Consider the following 18,603-nt stretch of genomic DNA (forward strand, 5'->3'; position numbering starts at 1 on the left):
CGGCTTGGCAGCGGGCCAATGGTCATGCAGTGTCGCGCCGTTCTCTACAGCGCCGTGCGTCCGCTCGGACGCGCAAAGGGCGCTGTAGCACTGTGATTGGCGCATGATCCCCAGCGAAAATCGATTCCGGTTTTCGAGGCCCTGCGCATCGAAGGCGCATTCATGACCGATATCACCAGGACGGACGCATTGATTGTCGGGGCGGGGCCTGTCGGCTTGTTCGCCGTGTTCGAGCTCGGCCTCTTCGATATGAAATGCCATCTGATCGACATACTCGACCGGCCCGGCGGGCAATGCGCCGAACTCTATCCGGAAAAGCCGATCTACGACATTCCCGGTTGGCCATCGATCTCGGCGCAGGGCTTGGTCGACAAGCTGCTTGAGCAGATCGCGCCGTTCAAGCCCGACTACACCTTTAACCGCATGGTCTCAAGCCTCGAAAAGCTCGAGGACGGCAGCTTTCGCGTCGTCACCGACGAGAACGAGGTGTTTGAAGCCAAGGTTGTGGTTATCGCCGCCGGCGGCGGCTCCTTCCAGCCGAAGCGGCCGCCGATTCCGGGCATCGAGCTTTATGAAGGCAAGAGCGTCTTCTACTCGGTTCGCCGGATGGAGGAATTCCGCGGCCACGACCTCGTCATCGTCGGTGGCGGCGATTCGGCGCTCGACTGGACGCTGAACCTGCAGCCGGTGGCCAAGAGCGTGACGCTGGTCCACCGGCGGCCGGAATTCCGCGCGGCGCCCGACAGCGTCAACAAGATGTATGCCATGCAAGAAATGAAGGAACTGGATTTCCAGGTCGGGCAGGTGACGGGACTGACCGGCACGGACGGCCAGCTTTCCTCCGCGACCATCAAGGGACCGGACGGTGAAACCGAGGTGCCGTGCACGCGGATGCTGCCGTTTTTCGGCCTGACCATGAAGCTCGGACCGATCGCCGAGTGGGGCCTCAATCTTCATGAGAACATGATCCCGGTCGACACCGAGAAATTCCAGACGTCGGTACCGGGCATCTTTGCCGTCGGCGACATCAACTGGTATCCCGGCAAGCTGAAGCTGATCCTATCGGGCTTCCATGAGGTCGCCCTGATGGCGCAGGCAGCCAAGCGCATCGTCAGCCCCGGCGAGCGCATCGTATTCCAGTATACGACCTCGTCGACCAGCCTGCAGAAGAAGCTCGGCGTCGCCGGCTAGTGGTGAAAGCCTGACGCTTGGTACCCGACGCGTAGGGCAGCAATGGGTCGTGAGCTGTCGGAGCCGACATCACCCTGCGGCCAACAATGTCAGCGCTAGATCTTTTCGATGAGGGTGACGACTGGCAGGCTCTCGAAATGCTTGTCACAAGTCAGGAGCGTCGCGTCATGCGCCCGAGCGGTTGCGAAAATGATCGCATCTGCGGTCGCCAATTTGTGCTTCCGGCAGGCTTCGGCGGCCGCTAGGGCGATTTCCGTGTCAAGCGGGGCCACCGTGCAGACCTGCGTAAAGGCGATGGTCTGATCGGCTTTGTCTTCGCCTACTTCGCGAGTGAGCCATTTTGCGAGTTCCAACTGCACCATGGTCGGAACGAGCCAGTCGGCTTGCTCGGGCAGATGCTCGGCCACCTGCTCTCCCGTTGGAGAGCCTATCAGCCATTCGATCCAAGCCGAGGTATCGACGAGCACCATCACAAACGGTCCGACCGGTCGCGATATTCCGTCGCCGAAGCGCCCTTCGCCAGCCCCTTCAGCGCTTCCCGCTTCGGCACAGGGACGAGTAGCACGCCCGTTCCCTTCGGGATGAAGGCAAAGGTCAAACCCGCTTCCCAATGCTGGGCGGTCCGGATCGCCTTGGGGATCGATATCTGGAACTTCGAGGACAGGGTTGCAGTCTCCGGCATTATCATACCCTTACTTAATCGATGCGCCAAACGTAAGACGCAATGAGGGCCAGTGCAAGGAGCTTACGGCAGCCGTCTGGCCTCGGTACATTATTGAGACATCACGGATATACGGTAGCCCGGCTTGGGGATGTCAAATGCAGACGTGGGGCACGCAGGAGAAAAGTGAGACGGCGCCGCTATCGGCGCCGTGGCCGCTTCGCTGACAGATCTGTCAATCGATCCACTCCGTCCGCCCGCCGGCGGCACCGTTTCCAGAGGAAGAGCCGAGGTCGTCCGTCTAAGCGCCGGTGACGGCGATAGGCCGGAAATCGGACCCTCTGAATTTGGGCTGTGGACCTCGTTAGGGCAACGGGGCTTCGAATCCCGCCAGGCGGGATCGCCGGCCGGCATGCGTTTCGTATAACAGCGGCGTGGCAATAGCAGGCGATGCCTGATGTGTCGAGGCGAAGGCCCTGCCAGTGCCTAAATCGTTATCATCTGGCCCAAACTAACCCGGCAGCCGGCCGTTCTCGATGCGCTCCATGCGATAGCGCAGCAGCCGCAGGATGCGGCTTTCGAAATTGATGGTTTCGACGCGATCGAATTGCACCTGGGCCCGGTCGTGCTTGGCAAGAATAGCGGCAGCGATTTCCGCGGCCTTGGTCTTGGCCTCCTGGCAATTCTTCCGCGGGTAGGTCGCCTTCAGCGCATCCTCGAGTTCGCGGGCATGGTTCTTGGCGATTTCGACATGGCGGTCCTCATGGCGCTTGATGTCGGCCGACAACGTGTCCCAGAAAAGCCTTACGCCCGCATCGGCCTTGCCCGAGCGGCGCCATTCGGGAAGGATGACCTTGACCTTGACAGTGACGTTGGCGTCGGCAATCCGGCAGGAATTCGATTTTTCCGCGTAGCTTACGCGGGTGGTGAACGCCATCTGTGTGGCGCCTGGATGCCGCATCCCCGTGCTTTTCACCTGGGGCCCGAGTTTCGTAAGCTGGGTTCCGATATCATCGAGCGTTCTGCCGCCGATGCTGAAGTAGCTATATGTCTTTACCAAGCTCGCTGTGCCCGCCGGCAAGGCGGAAAAAGCGAGCATCAGGGCGCAAAGCAGGGATCGTTTCATCATGTTGCCTCTTTGCCCACCTTGCGTTACGGCCGTTGCCGGCGCAACGGAATTGATCTTTGGCGGATCATACATGGTTGATGGACAATGACGACAGGGCGATGGCAGCTGGCGCATGGGCGCCATCTCGACCTTGGCAGCAAGGCCGTGGTCGTCGGTATCCTCAATGTCACGCCGGACAGTTTTTCCGACGGCGGGCTGTTCGTTGCGCCCGAACAGGCGATGGCCCAGGCGCGCCGGATGGTGGAGGAGGGGGCCTCCGTCATTGACGTCGGCGGGGAATCGACACGCCCCGGCGCATCTGCGGTAACCATCGAAGAAGAGCAGGCCCGCGTGCTGCCCGTCATCGAGGCGCTGGCCAGGCTTGGCGAGACGCTGATTTCGGTCGACACCTATCGCGCGGACACCGCCCGGCTTGCCGTCGCCGCCGGCGCGCATATCGTCAACGATGTCTGGGGCCTGCAGCGCGAGCCCGGCATCGCGCGCATCGCGGCAGAGACCGGCGCCGGGCTTATCATCATGCACACCGGGCGTGACCGGCAAAAACTGCCCGACGTGATCGAGGATCAGCTTTTCTTCCTCAGGAAATCGTTGGAAATCGCCCGGCGAAGCGGCGTTGCCGACGACCAAATCGTGCTCGATCCGGGATTTGGCTTCGCCAAGGAAACAGCGGAGGAAAATCTCGACCTGATGGCACGGTTTTCCGAACTCGATGCCTTGGGCTTTCCGCTGATGGCGGGCACATCGCGAAAGCGCTTCGTCGGCGCTGTCACCGGCCGCGACGCCTCGGCCAGGGGTGCCGGAACAGCGGCGACGAGCGTCATCCTGAGACTCAAGGGCGCGCAGCTTTTTCGCGTCCACGATGTCGCAATCAATGTGGATGCGCTGGCGCTTGCGGATGCTATGCTGGCGCGTGAAACCACCGCATAGGCTCGAAAATCGGAATCGATTTTCGAGCCTATGCGTAGATTTAAAGCGTTAGAGCGTCGTTTTGTGCATCCAAGTGGACGCGCCTCGCTCTAATCGAGCGGGACGCTGAGCGATGTATGTCATCCGCATGAAGAACTGCGCCTTCTTCGCCCGGCACGGCGTGCTGGATGAGGAGGAGACACTCGGCCAGCGCTTCTATGTCGACGCTGCGCTCACCGTCGAACCCGGCCGCGCGCTGGTCGATGATTCCATCGAGGATACCGTCCACTATGGTATCGCCTTCGGGGTGATCGAAAGGATCATAACCGGGGAGAGGCGTTTTCTGATAGAAGCGCTGGCGTTGGAGGTGGCCCGGGCGCTGACGGCCCGGTTTCCCCAGATCAAAAAGGCCGAGATCACTGTGCGCAAGCCGAACGCGCCGGTGCCCGGCGTGCTCGATCATGTCGAGGTGACCGTTGTCTGGCCCGAATAACACGGTTTACCTTAGCCTTGGCGGCAATCTCGGCGACCCGGCAAGGTCGATGGGCGCGGCGCTGCGCATGCTGGACGCCGACGAGAACACGCGCGTCGTCGTCGTCTCCTCGCTTTACCGCACGCCACCTTGGGGCAAGCTCGACCAGCCGGATTTTCTCAATGTGGCTGCCGAAATTTCGACTGCTCTCGCACCACATGCATTGCTCGATCTCTGCCTCGACGTCGAGCGCAGACTGAAGCGGGTGCGCGAGGAGCGCTGGGGTCCACGCCTGATCGACATCGACATTCTGGTGTTCGGCGATCGGATCATCCACGAAACCGGGCTGGAAGTGCCGCATCCGCGCATGCTGGAGCGCGCCTTCGTTCTGGCACCGCTGGCCGAGATCGCGCCTGGCCTCACCGTCGGCGGCAGAAGCGTACAGGAGCGGCTTGCCGCTCTCGACAGCGCCGGCATCGAGCAATTGCCGTCTGGTCGGGATTGGTGGCGGGCCTAAGCATCGGACGCAAGACCGGTAGCCACTTTTGGGTCCGACGCACTGAGCTCAGCCGGAAAATCCGCCCCCGTCGAGGAAGACCTGTTCTTCCGGCGTCGTCTCGCGGCCAAGCATCCTGTTTCGATGCGGAAAGCGGCCGAAGCGCTGAATGATCTCCAGGTGCTCGACCGCATATTTCAGGTTGGATTGGGCTTTGGCGGTAAAGAGGTCCATCGATTTGAGCTGGTCGGCGAGATGCTCCGAATGCTCATACGGCAAATAGAGGAAGGCGCGCAGGTCTTCGTCGAGCGCCAGATCCTGGCCGGCGGCGATCGCCTTTTCGGCGAAATGCCTTGCCAGCGGGTCGGTGGCATACATATGGCCGGTGCCACGAAAGCAGTTTCGCGGGAATTGGTCGAGCAGGATCATCAGCGCCAGTGAGCCTTCGGCATGCTCCGACCAGTCGTCACATTCACGCCGTGCGGCAGCGTAATGCAGATCGAGAAACCGGTTGCGGAACTCTGCGTCGAAGGCGTCATGCTTCTCGAACCATGCATCCTTCCCGGCGTCACGCCAGAATTTGGTGACGGAAAGCGCGCGCTCGTCCAGTTCGGTCATCTATTTGCTCCACGTGTTTAGTCCGCAGGCTCGGATTTATGCAGAACGTCGGCGGTCTCTTCATTAAGCGCCTGACCGGTGCGGCGCGGCTGGCTGAGCGGGGTCGGAATGGGCGTGCCGATATTGCCCTTGAGGAAGCGCGCTCCGGCGCGAACGCCTTCGGCAAGCTGCAACTCGAAACGGGCGGCGTCGCGGTGGCGGACATCCTCGATCACCACGGCGACTTCCGCCGGGTCGACGCCCAGCGCCTCCAGTGTAGAGCCGCCGAAGACAAGCGCTGATTCGAAGGTTTCGCGAATTTGGAAATCGACGCCGGCACGAATCAACTGCAGTGCGGTTCCGCGGTCGAAGGCGCGTGCGAGCACGGTCAGCAGGGGAAACTCCGCCTTGATGAGCTCTGCGATGCGGACGGCGACATCGGGCTTGTCGACGCAGATCAACACGGCGCGCGCGCGGCCGGCGCCTGCGGCACGCAGAATGTCGAGCCGCGTGCCGTCGCCATAATAGACCTTGAAACCGAAATCGGCCGCCGCCTGGATCATTTCGACCTCATTGTCGATGATCGACACGTCGATCCCGCGCAACAGCAGCGGCTGGCTGGCGATCTGGCCGAAGCGGCCGAAGCCGATGATCAGCACGCTGCCGGTAAGGCCATCGGCGATGTCGACGCCTTCGAGCGACTGCTCGTCGTGCGGCGTCAAGTACCGCAACGCCAGGGTGGCCAGCGGTGTCAGCACCATGGAGATGATGACGATCGCCGTCAGGGTCGCGTTAGCCTGACTGTCGATGATGCCGACGGTCGCGGCGGCGGAATAGAGAACGAAGGCGAATTCGCCGCCTTGCGCCATGAAGACGGCACGCTCGATCGCTTCCCGGTGACCAGCCTTGAGGATGCGGGCGACGAGATAGATGCCTATCGCCTTTATCACCATGTAGGCGACGACGTAGACGGCGACGAGCCGCCAGTTCTCGACGACCACCTGCAGGTTGAGCGACATGCCGACCGCAAGGAAGAACAGCCCGAGCAGCACGCCGCGGAACGGTTCGATGTCGGCCTCCAGCTGATGGCGGAAGGTGGATTCCGACAAAAGCACGCCGGCCAGGAAAGCGCCCATCGCCATCGACAGGCCGCTGAGCTGCATGGCAAGCGCCGACCCCAGAACGACCAGAAGGGCGGCTGCGGTCATCACCTCGCGGGCGCGGGCATCCGCCAGGATGCGGAAGAACGGATTGAGGAGGAAACGCCCGGCCAGCACCAGCCCGAGGATGGCGGCAAGGCCGATGCCCACCTCCGTCAGCCGCTGGGTCAAGCTCATATCGGCGCCGCCCGGTGCCAGGAAGGCGATCAGGGCCAGCAGCGGCACGATCGCCAGGTCCTCGAGTAGCAGGATAGAGACGATGCGCTGGCCTTTGGGCACGGCGATCTCACCACGTTCTTCCAAGAGCTGCATGACGATCGCCGTCGAGGTCAGCACGAAGCCGGCGCCGGCGACGAAGGATTGCGCGATCGGAAAACCTCCCGCCAGTCCGACGCCGGTCAGCAACAGCGCGCAGACGCCGACCTGCAGCGCGCCGAGACCAAATATCTCCCGGCGCAGGCCCCACAGCCGCGACGGCTGCATCTCCAGCCCGATGATGAACAGGAACATGACGACGCCGAGCTCGGCGACGTGAAGAATGGCTTCCGATTCGGAAAAGATGCCGATGCCGAACGGGCCGATGACCACGCCGGCCGCCAGATAGCCAAGGATGGAACCAAGCCCCATGCGCTTGAAGATCGGCACGGCGACAACACCTGCGGCGAGCAGCGCCACCACGTGGATCAGATCGCTGCCCGCTGCTTCTGCCGCCATGCCTGCCGTTCCGTTCTTTTTAAGGACCGCTGCACGCGCTGCGGCATCGAGCGGCCAAGATAGGGGCTTCGGCGGAAATCGAACAGTCCGAATCCGGAAACCGGTGCGGCAGTGTTGCAGGCGCGCTCCACAAGTTTATGCGCCGGCCGCGTTGCTTGTTTCGGCAATCGGGCGCTAAGGACGCCCGGCTTCGGCCAGTGGAGGGCGAGCGACGATCAAGTCGCGGCCCTTTTTGAGGGAGACTGACATGAAGACGTTTTTGCTTGTTGCCGTCGGCATGGCGGCACTTGCCGGCTCGGCCTGTTCGAAGGCACCCGAATGCACGACCGAAATGCTGACCAAGAAGGCTCAGGACATGACTGCTGCCCTTCAGGAGGCAATTACCAAGGATCCGGCCAAGGCAGCCGATCTCACCGCCAAGGTCCAGGCGATCACGACCAAGTTTCAAGGCACTACGACGGCCGACGAGGCCTGCAAGGCCTACGATGAGCTGACCACCGCCATCAAGAGCTGAGCATCGATTTGAGTTTTGCAAAAAGCGGTGGCCGTGGCTGCCGCTTTTTTGCAACCAGAGTAGGGCATCGCACGGCCTGCCGGCGCAATCAGTTCGGCGCGATGGAGCCGACTTCGAGCGTATCGACGCGCTTCAGCTTCATGCCGATGACCGGCACCAATTGCTGGTCGACGCGCACCGCAATCGTCACCGTCATCGAGTTGTCGTTGGGAACAAGAGCTTGCATGACGCCGCGCAACTGGTTGCGGTTGATGGTGAAGACGACCTTGTTGGCGTTGACCACGTTGCCGCCGACGATGTCGAGGCCGGAACCGGCGGCGCCGCCCATGAAGCTGCCCTTGTAGCCTTCGCGGCCCTTGCGCTGGATCGTCGCCGACATCTGCTGGGTGAACATGCCGACCCGGCAACCGCCGTCGAGCGACATGCCGATCTTGCCGTCAGGTGTCGAGCCGGTGAAACTGCAGGTGAATTTCGTTCCCTTGTACTTGCCGGCGACGATTTCTCCCGGGCCGACCCATTTGCCTTCCACCGATTGAAAGAACTGCTTGTCCGGTTCTGCTGCAAAGGTCTTTTCGACCAGGCCGGCAGTAGTTGAAACCACGACTGCCAGGGGCAGGACGTTGGACAAGATCACGCTTTTCATCGACGACACCCGGCAACAAAGAGACTGGTTTGGAACCCGTCCGACCATGAACAAGATTGGTTAATGCTTCGTCACCGCTAGCGCATGGCCCTAAAAATCGGAATCGATTTGGGTTGAGGATCATGCGCAAAATCAAAGCGCTACAGCGTCCTTTGCGCGTCCAAAAGGACGCGGCGCTGTAGGTGGTTCTTCACTTGCCGGAGGCCACCGTTTCCCTTTCTTTCTTTGTCGCAAACGATGTCAGAGCGGACAGGAAATCACCCATGCCGGGCCGTCTCGTGGCGCTGAAGGGCAGGGGCCTCGCGGTTTCCATCGCCGCGATGCCGATGCGTGCGGTCATCATGCCGTTGACGACGCCTTCGCCAAGTTTTGCCGAGAGCCGGGCAGCGAGGCCATGGCCGACGATCTGCTGCACGAAACTGTCGCCGACGGCGATCGAGCCGGTCACCGCCAGATGGGCGAGAACGCTGCGCGCCAGCCGGAAGAACCCCAGCGTGCCCGGCCGGCCGCCATAAAGTTCCGACAGGCGGCGAATCAGCCGGCCGGCTTCGAACACGACATAGGCGACGTCGACCAGGGCGCGAGGGCTGACCGCCGTCACCAGCGACACACGCTTTGCCGCTTCGAGGATCATAACCTTGGCGCGCGCATCGAGGGGGCCGAGGATCTCGGTCTCGGCCAGGCGCACCAGATTGCCACCGTCGATGACCTCGTCGCGCAGCTCAGCCAGCGCGCGTCTGCCGGCCGCGGTTTCGGGCTTGGCCGCGACAAAGGCCGAGAGTTCGTCGACCACTGCACGAGCGGCTTTCGGGTCGTCGCGGGCGATGGCATCGAGTGCCCGCTTCTGAAGTTTTTCAACCTCGGCGAGGCGGGCGATCGCCAGGAATTCGCGGACAAGGATGACCAGAAGCGCCGGCACCGCGATCACGGCCATCCCGGCGGCCAGCCAGCCCAGCCATTCGGCGCGCGCGAACAGATCGCGAATCAGCTGGTCGGTCCAAAGTCCGACAGCCAGCGAAACCAGAACGCCCAATGCGCCGAAGAACAGGCTGCCGAACAACGAACGCTTCCGCGTCGCGATCGCTGGCGGCGGTTCGGCGACGACGATGTCGGGCTCGTCGAAGACGTCGATCTCGGCCGGCACGACGACCGCGCCATCCGTCTTCACCGCGCGTGGCTTTCGCGCTGACGGGGCGTCGGGCTGGCGCAAGGATGCCTGTTCCTTCCTCGGCGCGGCTTCCGGCTCGATGCGAAATGCCGCCGGCTTGCGGGGCGCGGTCATGCCAGATGATCTCCGATCAAGAACTGCAGGGCGCGGTCGAGCCTGATATGCGGCAGCGACAGCGTGACGCCTTCAGCGGTGCGTTCGAGCTTTGGCGGGCGAAAGCGCACAAAGCGGATCGCCGGGTCGTCGTTGCCCTGCCGATGGCCTAGTCCAGAGACATCGAACACTGCATCAATTTTTTCCGGTAAGTCGCCGGGAAATATGGCTGTTTCGGTCTTTCCATCAAATGCTTCGCCGTTGATCCTTTCACCCTTCAACGGTATGCCGATGATGACCGGCAGTGTTTCACGGCCTTGCTTGACCGTGCCCTCCCGGGTCGCGCGCACGGCCGCCAGGGCGACCACGTCGACATCGGCGCCGGTGAAATTTGCCCGCGCCACGGCACGGTCGGCAAGCCGCCGCACGATCGCCTGCAGCCGGTCGTGGCTTTCGTGATGCAGATGGTCCGCCTTCGTCGCCGCCACCAATATGCGGTCGATGCGCCTTGAAAAAAAGTCTGTCAGGAAATTGCCGCGGCCGGGGCGGAAACAGGCGAGGATTTCGGTCACCGCGCGTTCGAGATCGGCCATCGCGCCGGGGCCTGCGTTCAAGGCCTGCAGGGCGTCGATCAGCACGATCTGGCGGTCAAGGCGCGTGATGTGCTCCCGAAAGAACGGCTTTACGACATGCGTCTTGTAGGCCTCGTAGCGGCGCTCCATCATCGCCTGCAGCGACCCCGAACGCGCTCGCCGCTCGCTCAGGTCCGGCAAGGGCGCGAAGGTCAGCGCCGGTGAGCCCTCAAGATCGCCGGGCATCAGGAAACGGCCGGGTGGCAAGGTCGAAAGCGCCCGCTCGTCGAGCTTGCATGCCTTGAGATAGGCGGCGAAGCTCTCGGTGAGGCGGCGCGCCGTCATTTCGTCGGCGTCCGCCTTCGGGTCGACTGCGGCGGAGAGCGCGCGCCATTCCTGCGAAAGGTCGACGCGCACCGGCAGCACGGCCATCTCGAAGGCTTCGCGTGAGAAATCGCCGTAGGATTTGCCGAGCAGCGGCAGGTCGAGCAGCCATTCTCCGGGATAGTCGACGATATCGACCGACACTCTGCCTGATGAAAACATGCGGCTCCAGCCGGAGGCCGATTCATATTCGATGGTGAGCCTCAGTTCGGAAATGGCACGTGTCGAATCCGGCCAGAGGCGGTCGTTGACGAGGGCCGCGATATGATCCTCGTACTGGAATCGCGGTACCGCATCATCCGGTTGCTCTTCGAGGAAGGCACGGGCGATGCGTCCCGATTTCTGCGCGGCGAATAGCGGCAAGCGCCCGCCATGGAGCAAATTGTGGACAAACGCCGAGATGAACACCGTCTTGCCGGCGCGAGAAAGGCCGGTAACGCCGAGGCGCAGCGACGGCGAAAAAAGCCCTGTAGCGCGCCCCGACAGCGTATCCAGGGCAATCTTCGCCTCGTCGGTGAAAGTGGTCAGCGATGATGCCAAATCGGTTCTCTCGGGGCTTCGGTACGCTCCGATATAGACGCTGCCACCTGGATTTGAAACGGCGTCAGAGATCAACCGGCGTCAAGAAGGCTTCGAGATAGCCGGTGCCTTGCGCGGCGTCGGCAAGACTGCCTGGAAAACGGACGACCGCAATGCCGGCGGTCGGGAAGCCGTGGTCTAGCATTCCCTTCGCAGCCTCTTCGCCGTCGCCCGAAAGCGCGATAGTGAGATCTTCCGTCATCGGGTTGTGGCCGATGACGAGCAGCGAGTCTGGCCCGCCATTGCCGCGGATGATGTTGAGATAGAAGGCGGCATCCTCGCTGTAGAGCGCGTCCAGGAACAGGACCCGGCCGGTATCGGTGTGACCGGCAAGGCCTTCCAGCGTTTGCAGCGCTCGCTTTGCTTTGGAGCAAAGCGTGAGGTCCGGAATGTAGTTGCGGGCCCGCATGACCGCACCCATCGTTTCGGCGTCGGCGAGGCCGGATGCGTCGAGCGGACGATCGAAATCGCGCATGCCCGGCAGGGCCCATCCAGCCTTCGCATGCCTCAACAGATAAAGCTTGCTCACCGGCCCCTCGCTTGTGCCTAACACCGAAACTCGTCAAAAGGCGCTGCAGGATTAGCCATGAGAAAGCCCTCTTGCACAATGGCTGATACCCTTCAAACCCAACGAATCATAAACGAATTCGGCCGCGCCCTTCATGCGAATGATGCGGCCAGTGCCGTTTTGCCCGACATTAACAATTGCGTGAAACTGTCGTCGATTACGCTTGTGCAGCATTCGCTCCGCGAATATATAGGCGCCAAAATTGGGGCAGTTTGGGTGAGTCGAATGAACGACATCGTTACCGCCGATTACGTACCCTCCGAAGACGAGCCGTTCATGAACGAGCGGCAGAAATCCTACTTTCGCCTGAAGCTCGTCACCTGGAAGAATGACATATTGCGCGAAGCGCGCGAAACCCTCGAAATCCTGCAGCAGGAAAACGCCAACCACCCCGATCTCGCCGATCGCGCCTCTTCGGAAACCGACCGCGCCATCGAACTTCGCGCTCGCGATCGCCAGCGAAAACTCATTTCAAAGATCGATTCCGCGCTCCAGCGCATTGATGAAGGCACTTACGGCTATTGTGAGGAAACCGGCGAGCCCATCGCGCTGAAGCGGCTCGATGCGCGTCCGATCGCGACCTTGTCGATCGAGGCGCAGGAGCGCCACGAGCGCCGCGAGAAGGTCTACCGCGACGACTGAAGCACAGGCGAGGCGTCTAAAAAGCGGTCAAATAGCGAACTTTGTCATGGCCGGTCTCCGGCCATTTTTGTTGGCTATTCGCTGGGCCGGTTCCTGGCCGGTTACCGTTTCTGGCTGGAGAGCTCGCCGAGAAGCTTCGTCATCTCGTCATCGAGAGACGGCGGCACCTTTGCCGCCGGCTTACTCTCCGGCTTGGCGGGCTGTGGTTCGTCAAGCGAGACCTCGAGTTCCCTCATCAACGTATCGTCGATAGAATCCTGCCTTGCCGGGGAATCCTGTCTTGCCGGCGATGGCGCGTGTCGAACGGCATTGGCGTTCGCCGATCCATAGGCGGGCAGCGGCGTGATCGTCGCCGACTGATGGTTTTGCGCTGCTGGCTTCGGCGCCTGCGCCGTCTGATAGGGCCGGACAGGCGTTGGGGCCGCGCTTACCGGCTGCGGAGGCGGTGCTTGCCTCACTGGCGCAGGAGCGGGTTGAGGGGCGGGCGGCCGCGGTGCCAGCTGATGGCCGCCGCCATCTCCGGTCAGTGCAGGACGGCGCAGCGCCGACAGCCTGATGTCGCGTTCGACGACGACGTCGGTCGGACCTCCGATCAGCAGCAGGTGCTCGATATCGTCGCGGCGCACCAGCACCAACCGGCGGTGACTGTCGACAGCGGTGGCGTCCATGACGGCCAATCGTGTCTTGCGGTTCCTGCCGCCGGCGACGAATGTTCCGAAGGTCAGATTGCGGATCAGCTTGATGATAAGGAGAATGATGACCAAAAGGACAAGCGCGACAAGCGTCCACAGGATCGCCGCGGCATAACCAGGACCCGCCACGCTATCCAGCCACTGCAGCATTGGTGCCCCCAATCGTCTTTCGAAGAAGACGCGACACTAAACTGTTGCGGCAGGCCACTGCAAGTTGCCTTTCATGCTTCGTGAACAGCTTGAAACACCACACTGGATTTTCAGCAAGTTGCTGGTGTGACGAATCCGAAAATTCGCCTGGCGCTGCAGCAAGGTGACGCGAATTTCGAATTCACCACACCGGGCGCCGAACGGCCTCATTTTTAGCGGACATTTGCCGCCAAGGCCTTTTCCGGACCTTGAGAATGTGATTCAACCGGGCAGGGGCAAGTACCGGAATTCACGAGCAGGGGGCACATGGCCAAGGAAGCGCGCGGCGATTTCTATCCGGTACCGATCGTCGACCAGAACACGCGACCGGGTGCGGTAACCCGGCTCATCATCTTCATCGTTGTCTTGACGGGCGCCGCGATCGTCTTCGGCCTTTTCCGCGAGCGTCTTGGCGATCCATTCCTGCTTGGAATGCTTGGTGTGCTGGCGATGATCGGCGTCGGCTTCCTGTTCGCCACCGCCATCGGCTTCGTGCAGATCACACCGCGCTCGACGAGCGACGAGCTGTCGAAAGCCTTCGTCGATTCAATGTCGCAAGGTCTTCTCGTCACCGACACCAAAGGGCGTGTCGTTTACGCCAATCGGGCCTATGCCGACATGACGGGCGCGGCGTCGGCGGCGGATCTCAAGACGGTCGAAGGGTTGCTGTCCGATGTTCCCGAGGCCTCGGTGACCATATACCGGCTCGCCTCCGGCCTGCGCGACGGCCAGCCCGGCGACGGGGAGTTTCGGCTTGCTCAATCCATTCGACCCGGCGCCGAGCCGGGCGCGCGCTGGTATCGCGCCCGCGCCCGCGCCTTCAGCGTCCCGGGCCAGCGGCTGCCTTTGCTCGCCTGGCAACTCGCCGACATCTCGGAAGAACGGGCCGAGCAGGAGCGGTTCTTCCTCGACCTGCAAAAGGCTATCGACCATCTCGACCACGCGCCGGCCGGCTTCTTTTCGGCCGACCAGGAAGGGCGCGTCACTTACATCAATGCCACGCTTGCGGAGTGGCTGGGCATCGACCTGACGAGCTTCACGCCCGGTGCCGTCACGCTTCCGGAGATCGTCGCCGGCGACGGCATGGCGCTGGTCCGCTCGGTCAAGGCCGATCCCGGCACCACGCGCAACGCGGTCATCGATCTCGATCTGACGACAGTGAAGGGCGAGGCGCTGCCCGTGCGTTTCATGCATCGGGTGTCGGCCAGCCGCGAGGGCGTCAACGGTCCGACGCGCACCATCGTGCTCAACCGGACGCAAGGCGAGGACGCTTCCGCCGATCTTCGCGCCTCGGAGATACGCTTCACCCGCTTCTTCAATTCGACGCCGATGGCAATAGCGGCTGTCGACAACGGCGGACGCATCTTGCGCACCAACGCGCCTTTCCTGTCGCTGTTTTCCTCCGTCGTCGATGGGGACGCGGTCGATCGGCGCGTGCGGCTGGACACGGTGATCCATGAGCGCGACCGGCCCGCCTTTGCCGTGGCGTTTGAAAAGGCGCGACAACGGCAGGCCGACATCGAACCGATCGATACGCTGCTGCCCGGTAATGAGGAGCGGCACATGCGCTTCTACGTCAACGCGGTTGCCGACGGCACCAGCGAGGGCGCCGAAGAATCGGCCATCGTCTACGCCGTCGAAACCACCGAGCAGAAGGCGCTCGAAGGCCAGATGGCGCAAAGCCAGAAGATGCAGGCGGTCGGCCAGCTTGCCGGCGGCATTGCCCACGACTTCAACAATGTGCTGACCGCCATCATCATGGCGTCGGACCTTTTGTTGACCAACCACCGCCCGTCGGACCCGTCCTTCCCGGACATCATGAACATCAAGCAGAATGCCAACCGGGCGGCCTCGCTGGTGCGGCAGCTTCTGGCCTTCTCACGCAAGCAGACGCTGCGGCCGGAGGTGCTCAACCTGACCGATGTGCTTGCCGATCTCCGGATGCTGCTGGCCCGCCTGGTCGGCAACGACATCAAGCTGAAGGTCGATCATGGCCGCGACCTGTGGCCGGTGAAGGTCGATATCGGGCAGTTCGAGCAGGTGGTGGTCAATCTGGCGGTCAATGCGCGCGATGCGATGCCGGCCGGCGGCGACCTCACCGTGCGCACCCGGAACGTGACCACCGAGGAGAGCAAGAGCCTTTCCTACCGAGAGCTTGCGCCGGCCGACTATGTCGTGGTCGAAGTCGAAGACACCGGCAGCGGCATCGCCCCCGAAGTGCTCAAGAAGATTTTCGAACCTTTCTTCACCACCAAGGAGGTCGGCAAGGGCACCGGCCTCGGCCTGTCCATGGTCTATGGCATCATCAAGCAGACGGGCGGCTTCATCTTCTGCGATTCCGAAGTCGGCAAGGGATCCGTGTTCCGCATCTTCTTGCCGCGCTACATTGCAGAGGCGAGAAAAGCAGGCGAACCCGGCGAGGCGCCGGCTGCGCCGGCAAAGATCGCCGACGCAGCCAAGGACTTGTCGGGCTCGGCCACGGTGCTGCTCGTCGAGGACGAGGATGCCGTGCGCATGGGCGGCATGCGAGCGTTGACGTCGCGCGGCTACACTGTCCACGAAGCGTCCTCGGGCGTCGAGGCGCTGGAAGTCTTCGAGGCGCTTGGCGGCAAGGTCGACATCGTCGTGTCCGACGTGGTGATGCCTGAAATGGACGGGCCGACGCTGCTTGGCGAATTGCGCAAGCGGCAACCGGACATCAAATTCGTCTTCGTTTCTGGCTACGCCGAGGATGCGTTCGCCAAAAACCTGCCGGCAGACGCGCATTTCGGTTTCCTGCCGAAGCCGTTTTCGCTCAAGCAACTGGCCACAATCGTGAAGGATGTGCTTGAATCTTAGGATTTGCTAATCTCGCACTTGCGTAATGACGCGAGGCTGCCATGATTGCGGGCGAAACGGGCGGCGGGTTTTGGGGAGCATGCCGTGACGCCGCACAACGAGGCAAGCAAGGGCGACTACGCTAGGACAGTGCTGCTGCCGGGCGATCCGCAGCGCGCCGAATGGATGGCTGAAACCTTTCTGGAGGCGCCGCGCTGCGTCAACCGTCGAAGGGAGGCCCTGGGTTTTACCGGCCTGTTTCGCGGTAAGCCCGTCAGCATCCAGTCCACCGGCATCGGCGTCTCGTCATTCCTGATCTACGCGCATGAATTGCTGGATTTCCATGGCGTGAAGACACTTATCCGCACCGGTACCAGTGGTGCCCTGACTGCCGCGGTTAAACTGCGCAGTCTGGTGATCTCGCAATCGGTGAAGGCTGAGAGTGAGGAGAGCGGCAAGGTCTTCGGGCTCTATCGTGCTGACGTCGGCCCGGATCCAGCACTGTTTGCCCGAGCGTTGGCCAAGGCTGCCGAGTTAGGTATTGAACATCAGGCCGGGCTGACCGTCTGCAGTGATATATTCTATCATCCCCAGGGACGCGACCGCTTTGCCGAGGCGCAGGCCCATGGCGCGCTCGCCGTGGACATGGAGACCAGCGCGCTCTATCGCATCGCGGCACATTTCGGCGCCCGGGCGCTGTCGATCCTGACCGTCGTCGACAATGTGGTGACCGGCGAGCAAACCGACTATTCCGAACGCCAGGCGCTTTTCACCGACATGACTCGGCTGGCGCTCGACGTTGCAGCCGAAAACTAGGCTGCTTGCCGCTTAGGCGCCGTGTGTTCTTCGATGCCTGGCCGATGGCCTTTCAGATAGAGAGCACAGGTCGTGCGCAACATCGACGCGAAGTTCGGAATCTGGCCGTTGATCTCGATGGCCTCGTCATAGAGCTTCGAGATGAATTTCGGCGTCGTCAGACCCTGGCTGTCGGCGATCTCGTCGAGCAAAGCCCAGAACGTCGCCTCGAGCTGGATGCTGGTCGAGTGCCCGTCGATACGGATCGATCGGTTGATCTGTCGGTAGCCCTCCGGATCCTGCCCGGCAAAAACCCTGCACATCGGTTACCTCCCTTCTTGTTGGCTTTGGCCATTCTTGTTGATTTTTGGGCGCAATCAGCAGTGATTCGCGCCTTTGAGCAGTGCCTATCGTGACCAATTATCTTCAGCTGGAAAGCGGAAAACAGCAATCGGACTTTCGTCCTTAAGCAGTATGCCACGCCGTCGTTAGATTAGCGCGTGGTAATCGGCTGCCACCATCTTTGCCGAAACCCGCGCATAATCATGCCGACGCGCATATGGCGCTGCTGCAACGGAGTGTCATTTGGCGAAGGCGATCCACACCATGATCCGGGTTCTGGAAGAGGCCCGGTCCGTCGATTTCTACCGGAAAGCCTTTGGGATGGATGTCGCCGAACGGCTCGATTTCGATACTTTTACGCTCGTCTATCTGAGCAATGCCGAGGCGGAGTTCGAGGTCGAGCTCACCGTCAACAAGGGCCGTGAAGAGCCTTATGCGCTCGGCGATGGCTACGGGCATCTCGCGGTGTCGGTCATCGATCTGGACAGCGAACACGACCGGCTTGGCGCGCTTGGCCTGAACCCGAAAAAGATCGTCGAGTTCAATCGCGACGGAGCGCTGCTCGCGCGCTTCTTCTTCATCGAAGATCCCGACGGCTACAAGATCGAGGTCCTGCAGCGTCGGGGCCGGTTCAAATAGGAGATATCGCGGCCGCGCAGGCCAATGCGGCCCCAGCCACGGCACCTTCACGGTGCAAATAGCAAGCAAGGGAGGAAGAAATGGTCACGACTTACGAAAGCAAGCCCGGGCTATCGCGCCGCGAGCTTCTGAAACGCGGCGGTGTCGGCGCATTGCTGGTCATTTCAGGCAGCGCGGTCATTAGCCCGCAACATGCCTGGGGTCTCCAAACATCCGCGCTCAAGCCCGAAACCATGGCGACCCTGATCCAGATGGCGCGCGACATCTATCCGCACGACCAGGTGCCTGACAAATATTACGCAATTGCCGTCAAGGCCCACGATGAGCAGGCCGACAAAGACCCGGCCCACAAGGATCTCATCGAAAAGGGCATCGCCGATCTCGACTTGAAGTCTGGCAAGGACGGCTACACCGGTCTTGGCTGGGAGGAGCAGCGCGTTGCCGTGCTGAGAGAGATCGAGGACACGCCGTTCTTCCAGGCGGTCCGCGGCGGACTTGTAGTCGGCCTCTACAACCAGAAGGAGGTCTGGCCGATTTTTGGCTACGAAGGCGAGTCCTACTCCAAGGGCGGCTACATGGCGCGCGGGTTCGACGACATCGAGTGGCTCTGAGCAAGCTCGTCGCAACCGCACACAACAGA

General features: G+C 62.0%; 21 protein-coding genes. 10 read left to right on the forward strand and 11 right to left on the reverse strand.

Annotation, left to right across the window (positions count from 1 at the left end):
• The first annotated feature begins 162 nt into the window (after positions 1–162).
• Positions 163–1,191 (forward strand): NAD(P)/FAD-dependent oxidoreductase, encoded by a 1,029-nt coding sequence (locus EOC94_RS15440; RefSeq protein WP_127291587.1) that lies wholly within the window; start codon positions 163–165, stop codon positions 1,189–1,191.
• A 95-nt stretch (positions 1,192–1,286) separates the two neighbouring features.
• On the opposite strand, the gene EOC94_RS15445 is transcribed toward EOC94_RS15440, so the two are convergent.
• The 3 genes from EOC94_RS15445 to EOC94_RS15455 all read right to left on the reverse strand — a co-directional run bounded on the left by EOC94_RS15445 (position 1,287) and on the right by EOC94_RS15455 (position 2,981).
• Entirely contained in the window at positions 1,287–1,661 is a 375-nt protein-coding gene (locus EOC94_RS15445; RefSeq protein WP_095485336.1) for a type II toxin-antitoxin system VapC family toxin, read from the reverse strand.
• The gene (locus tag EOC94_RS15450; RefSeq protein WP_280953365.1) at positions 1,661–1,879 is read right to left on the reverse strand and encodes an AbrB/MazE/SpoVT family DNA-binding domain-containing protein; all 219 of its coding nucleotides are present in this window, start codon (positions 1,877–1,879) and stop codon (positions 1,661–1,663) included. The genes EOC94_RS15445 and EOC94_RS15450 overlap by 1 nt, the downstream gene beginning before the upstream one ends.
• A 484-nt stretch (positions 1,880–2,363) precedes the next feature.
• Entirely contained in the window at positions 2,364–2,981 is a 618-nt protein-coding gene (locus tag EOC94_RS15455; protein ID WP_164759056.1) for a DUF922 domain-containing protein, read from the reverse strand.
• A gap of 84 nt (positions 2,982–3,065) precedes the next feature.
• Here EOC94_RS15455 and folP point away from each other — a divergent pair, with 84 nt between their 5' ends.
• The 3 genes from folP (at position 3,066) to folK (ending at position 4,876) form a co-directional block, all read left to right on the forward strand.
• On the forward strand, positions 3,066–3,908 hold the full coding sequence (gene folP, locus EOC94_RS15460) for a dihydropteroate synthase (protein WP_127291589.1): 843 nt from the start codon (positions 3,066–3,068) through the stop codon (positions 3,906–3,908).
• A 112-nt stretch (positions 3,909–4,020) separates the two neighbouring features.
• Positions 4,021–4,380: a dihydroneopterin aldolase gene (folB, locus tag EOC94_RS15465; protein ID WP_095485333.1), complete on the forward strand. Its 360-nt coding sequence runs from the start codon at positions 4,021–4,023 to the stop codon at positions 4,378–4,380.
• On the forward strand, positions 4,364–4,876 hold the full coding sequence (gene folK, locus EOC94_RS15470) for a 2-amino-4-hydroxy-6-hydroxymethyldihydropteridine diphosphokinase (protein ID WP_127204136.1): 513 nt from the start codon (positions 4,364–4,366) through the stop codon (positions 4,874–4,876). The genes folB and folK overlap by 17 nt, the downstream gene beginning before the upstream one ends.
• Positions 4,877–4,924: 48 nt before the next feature.
• Here the strand turns inward: folK and EOC94_RS15475 are convergent, their stop codons facing one another.
• Together EOC94_RS15475 and EOC94_RS15480 are read right to left on the reverse strand one after the other, a co-directional pair.
• Complete coding sequence (locus tag EOC94_RS15475) at positions 4,925–5,473, reverse strand: DUF924 family protein (RefSeq protein WP_127204135.1); 549 nt, start codon at positions 5,471–5,473, stop codon at positions 4,925–4,927.
• A gap of 17 nt (positions 5,474–5,490) precedes the next feature.
• Entirely contained in the window at positions 5,491–7,326 is a 1,836-nt protein-coding gene (locus tag EOC94_RS15480) for a monovalent cation:proton antiporter-2 (CPA2) family protein (RefSeq protein ID WP_127291592.1), read from the reverse strand.
• Between the two features lie 247 nt (positions 7,327–7,573).
• Between EOC94_RS15480 and EOC94_RS15485 the strand changes: the two genes are divergently transcribed.
• On the forward strand, positions 7,574–7,840 hold the full coding sequence (locus EOC94_RS15485; protein WP_127291595.1) for a hypothetical protein: 267 nt from the start codon (positions 7,574–7,576) through the stop codon (positions 7,838–7,840).
• A gap of 88 nt (positions 7,841–7,928) precedes the next feature.
• Here the strand turns inward: EOC94_RS15485 and EOC94_RS15490 are convergent, their stop codons facing one another.
• The 4 genes from EOC94_RS15490 to EOC94_RS15505 all read right to left on the reverse strand — a co-directional run bounded on the left by EOC94_RS15490 (position 7,929) and on the right by EOC94_RS15505 (position 11,808).
• Entirely contained in the window at positions 7,929–8,483 is a 555-nt protein-coding gene (locus tag EOC94_RS15490) for a hypothetical protein (RefSeq protein WP_095485328.1), read from the reverse strand.
• A gap of 190 nt (positions 8,484–8,673) precedes the next feature.
• Complete coding sequence (locus tag EOC94_RS15495) at positions 8,674–9,765, reverse strand: YcjF family protein (protein ID WP_127291597.1); 1,092 nt, start codon at positions 9,763–9,765, stop codon at positions 8,674–8,676.
• Positions 9,762–11,240 (reverse strand): YcjX family protein, encoded by a 1,479-nt coding sequence (locus EOC94_RS15500; protein WP_127291600.1) that lies wholly within the window; start codon positions 11,238–11,240, stop codon positions 9,762–9,764. Before EOC94_RS15500 ends, EOC94_RS15495 begins: the two co-directional genes overlap by 4 nt.
• 64 nt (positions 11,241–11,304) lie before the next feature.
• Entirely contained in the window at positions 11,305–11,808 is a 504-nt protein-coding gene (locus EOC94_RS15505) for a histidine phosphatase family protein (protein WP_127204131.1), read from the reverse strand.
• Between the two features lie 264 nt (positions 11,809–12,072).
• Here EOC94_RS15505 and dksA point away from each other — a divergent pair, with 264 nt between their 5' ends.
• Positions 12,073–12,489: an RNA polymerase-binding protein DksA gene (dksA, locus tag EOC94_RS15510; RefSeq protein ID WP_006202025.1), complete on the forward strand. Its 417-nt coding sequence runs from the start codon at positions 12,073–12,075 to the stop codon at positions 12,487–12,489.
• 101 nt (positions 12,490–12,590) lie between these two features.
• Here the strand turns inward: dksA and EOC94_RS15515 are convergent, their stop codons facing one another.
• The gene (locus EOC94_RS15515; protein ID WP_164759055.1) at positions 12,591–13,331 is read right to left on the reverse strand and encodes a flagellar biosynthetic protein FliO; all 741 of its coding nucleotides are present in this window, start codon (positions 13,329–13,331) and stop codon (positions 12,591–12,593) included.
• Between the two features lie 306 nt (positions 13,332–13,637).
• On the opposite strand from EOC94_RS15515, the gene EOC94_RS15520 reads away from it, so the two are divergent.
• Together EOC94_RS15520 and EOC94_RS15525 are read left to right on the forward strand one after the other, a co-directional pair.
• Positions 13,638–16,208, forward strand: coding sequence for a PAS domain-containing sensor histidine kinase (locus tag EOC94_RS15520; RefSeq protein WP_095485324.1), 2,571 nt, complete (start codon positions 13,638–13,640; stop codon positions 16,206–16,208).
• Between the two features lie 84 nt (positions 16,209–16,292).
• A complete protein-coding gene (locus EOC94_RS15525) occupies positions 16,293–17,003 on the forward strand; it encodes a DeoD-type purine-nucleoside phosphorylase (protein ID WP_127291603.1) in 711 nt (236 codons plus the stop codon).
• Here the strand turns inward: EOC94_RS15525 and EOC94_RS15530 are convergent.
• Complete coding sequence (locus EOC94_RS15530; protein WP_127204129.1) at positions 17,000–17,305, reverse strand: ribbon-helix-helix domain-containing protein; 306 nt, start codon at positions 17,303–17,305, stop codon at positions 17,000–17,002. The two genes, EOC94_RS15525 and EOC94_RS15530, sit on opposite strands and share 4 nt — an antisense overlap.
• Positions 17,306–17,567: 262 nt before the next feature.
• On the opposite strand from EOC94_RS15530, the gene EOC94_RS15535 reads away from it, so the two are divergent.
• Both EOC94_RS15535 and EOC94_RS15540 read left to right on the forward strand, forming a co-directional pair.
• A complete protein-coding gene (locus tag EOC94_RS15535; RefSeq protein ID WP_127291606.1) occupies positions 17,568–17,963 on the forward strand; it encodes a VOC family protein in 396 nt (131 codons plus the stop codon).
• An 80-nt stretch (positions 17,964–18,043) separates the two neighbouring features.
• Positions 18,044–18,574: a gluconate 2-dehydrogenase subunit 3 family protein gene (locus EOC94_RS15540; protein WP_127291609.1), complete on the forward strand. Its 531-nt coding sequence runs from the start codon at positions 18,044–18,046 to the stop codon at positions 18,572–18,574.
• The last annotated feature ends 29 nt before the right edge of the window (positions 18,575–18,603 follow it).

The sequence above is a fragment of the Mesorhizobium sp. M6A.T.Ce.TU.016.01.1.1 genome (assembly GCF_003997065.1).
Taxonomy (GTDB): domain Bacteria; phylum Pseudomonadota; class Alphaproteobacteria; order Rhizobiales; family Rhizobiaceae; genus Mesorhizobium; species Mesorhizobium mediterraneum.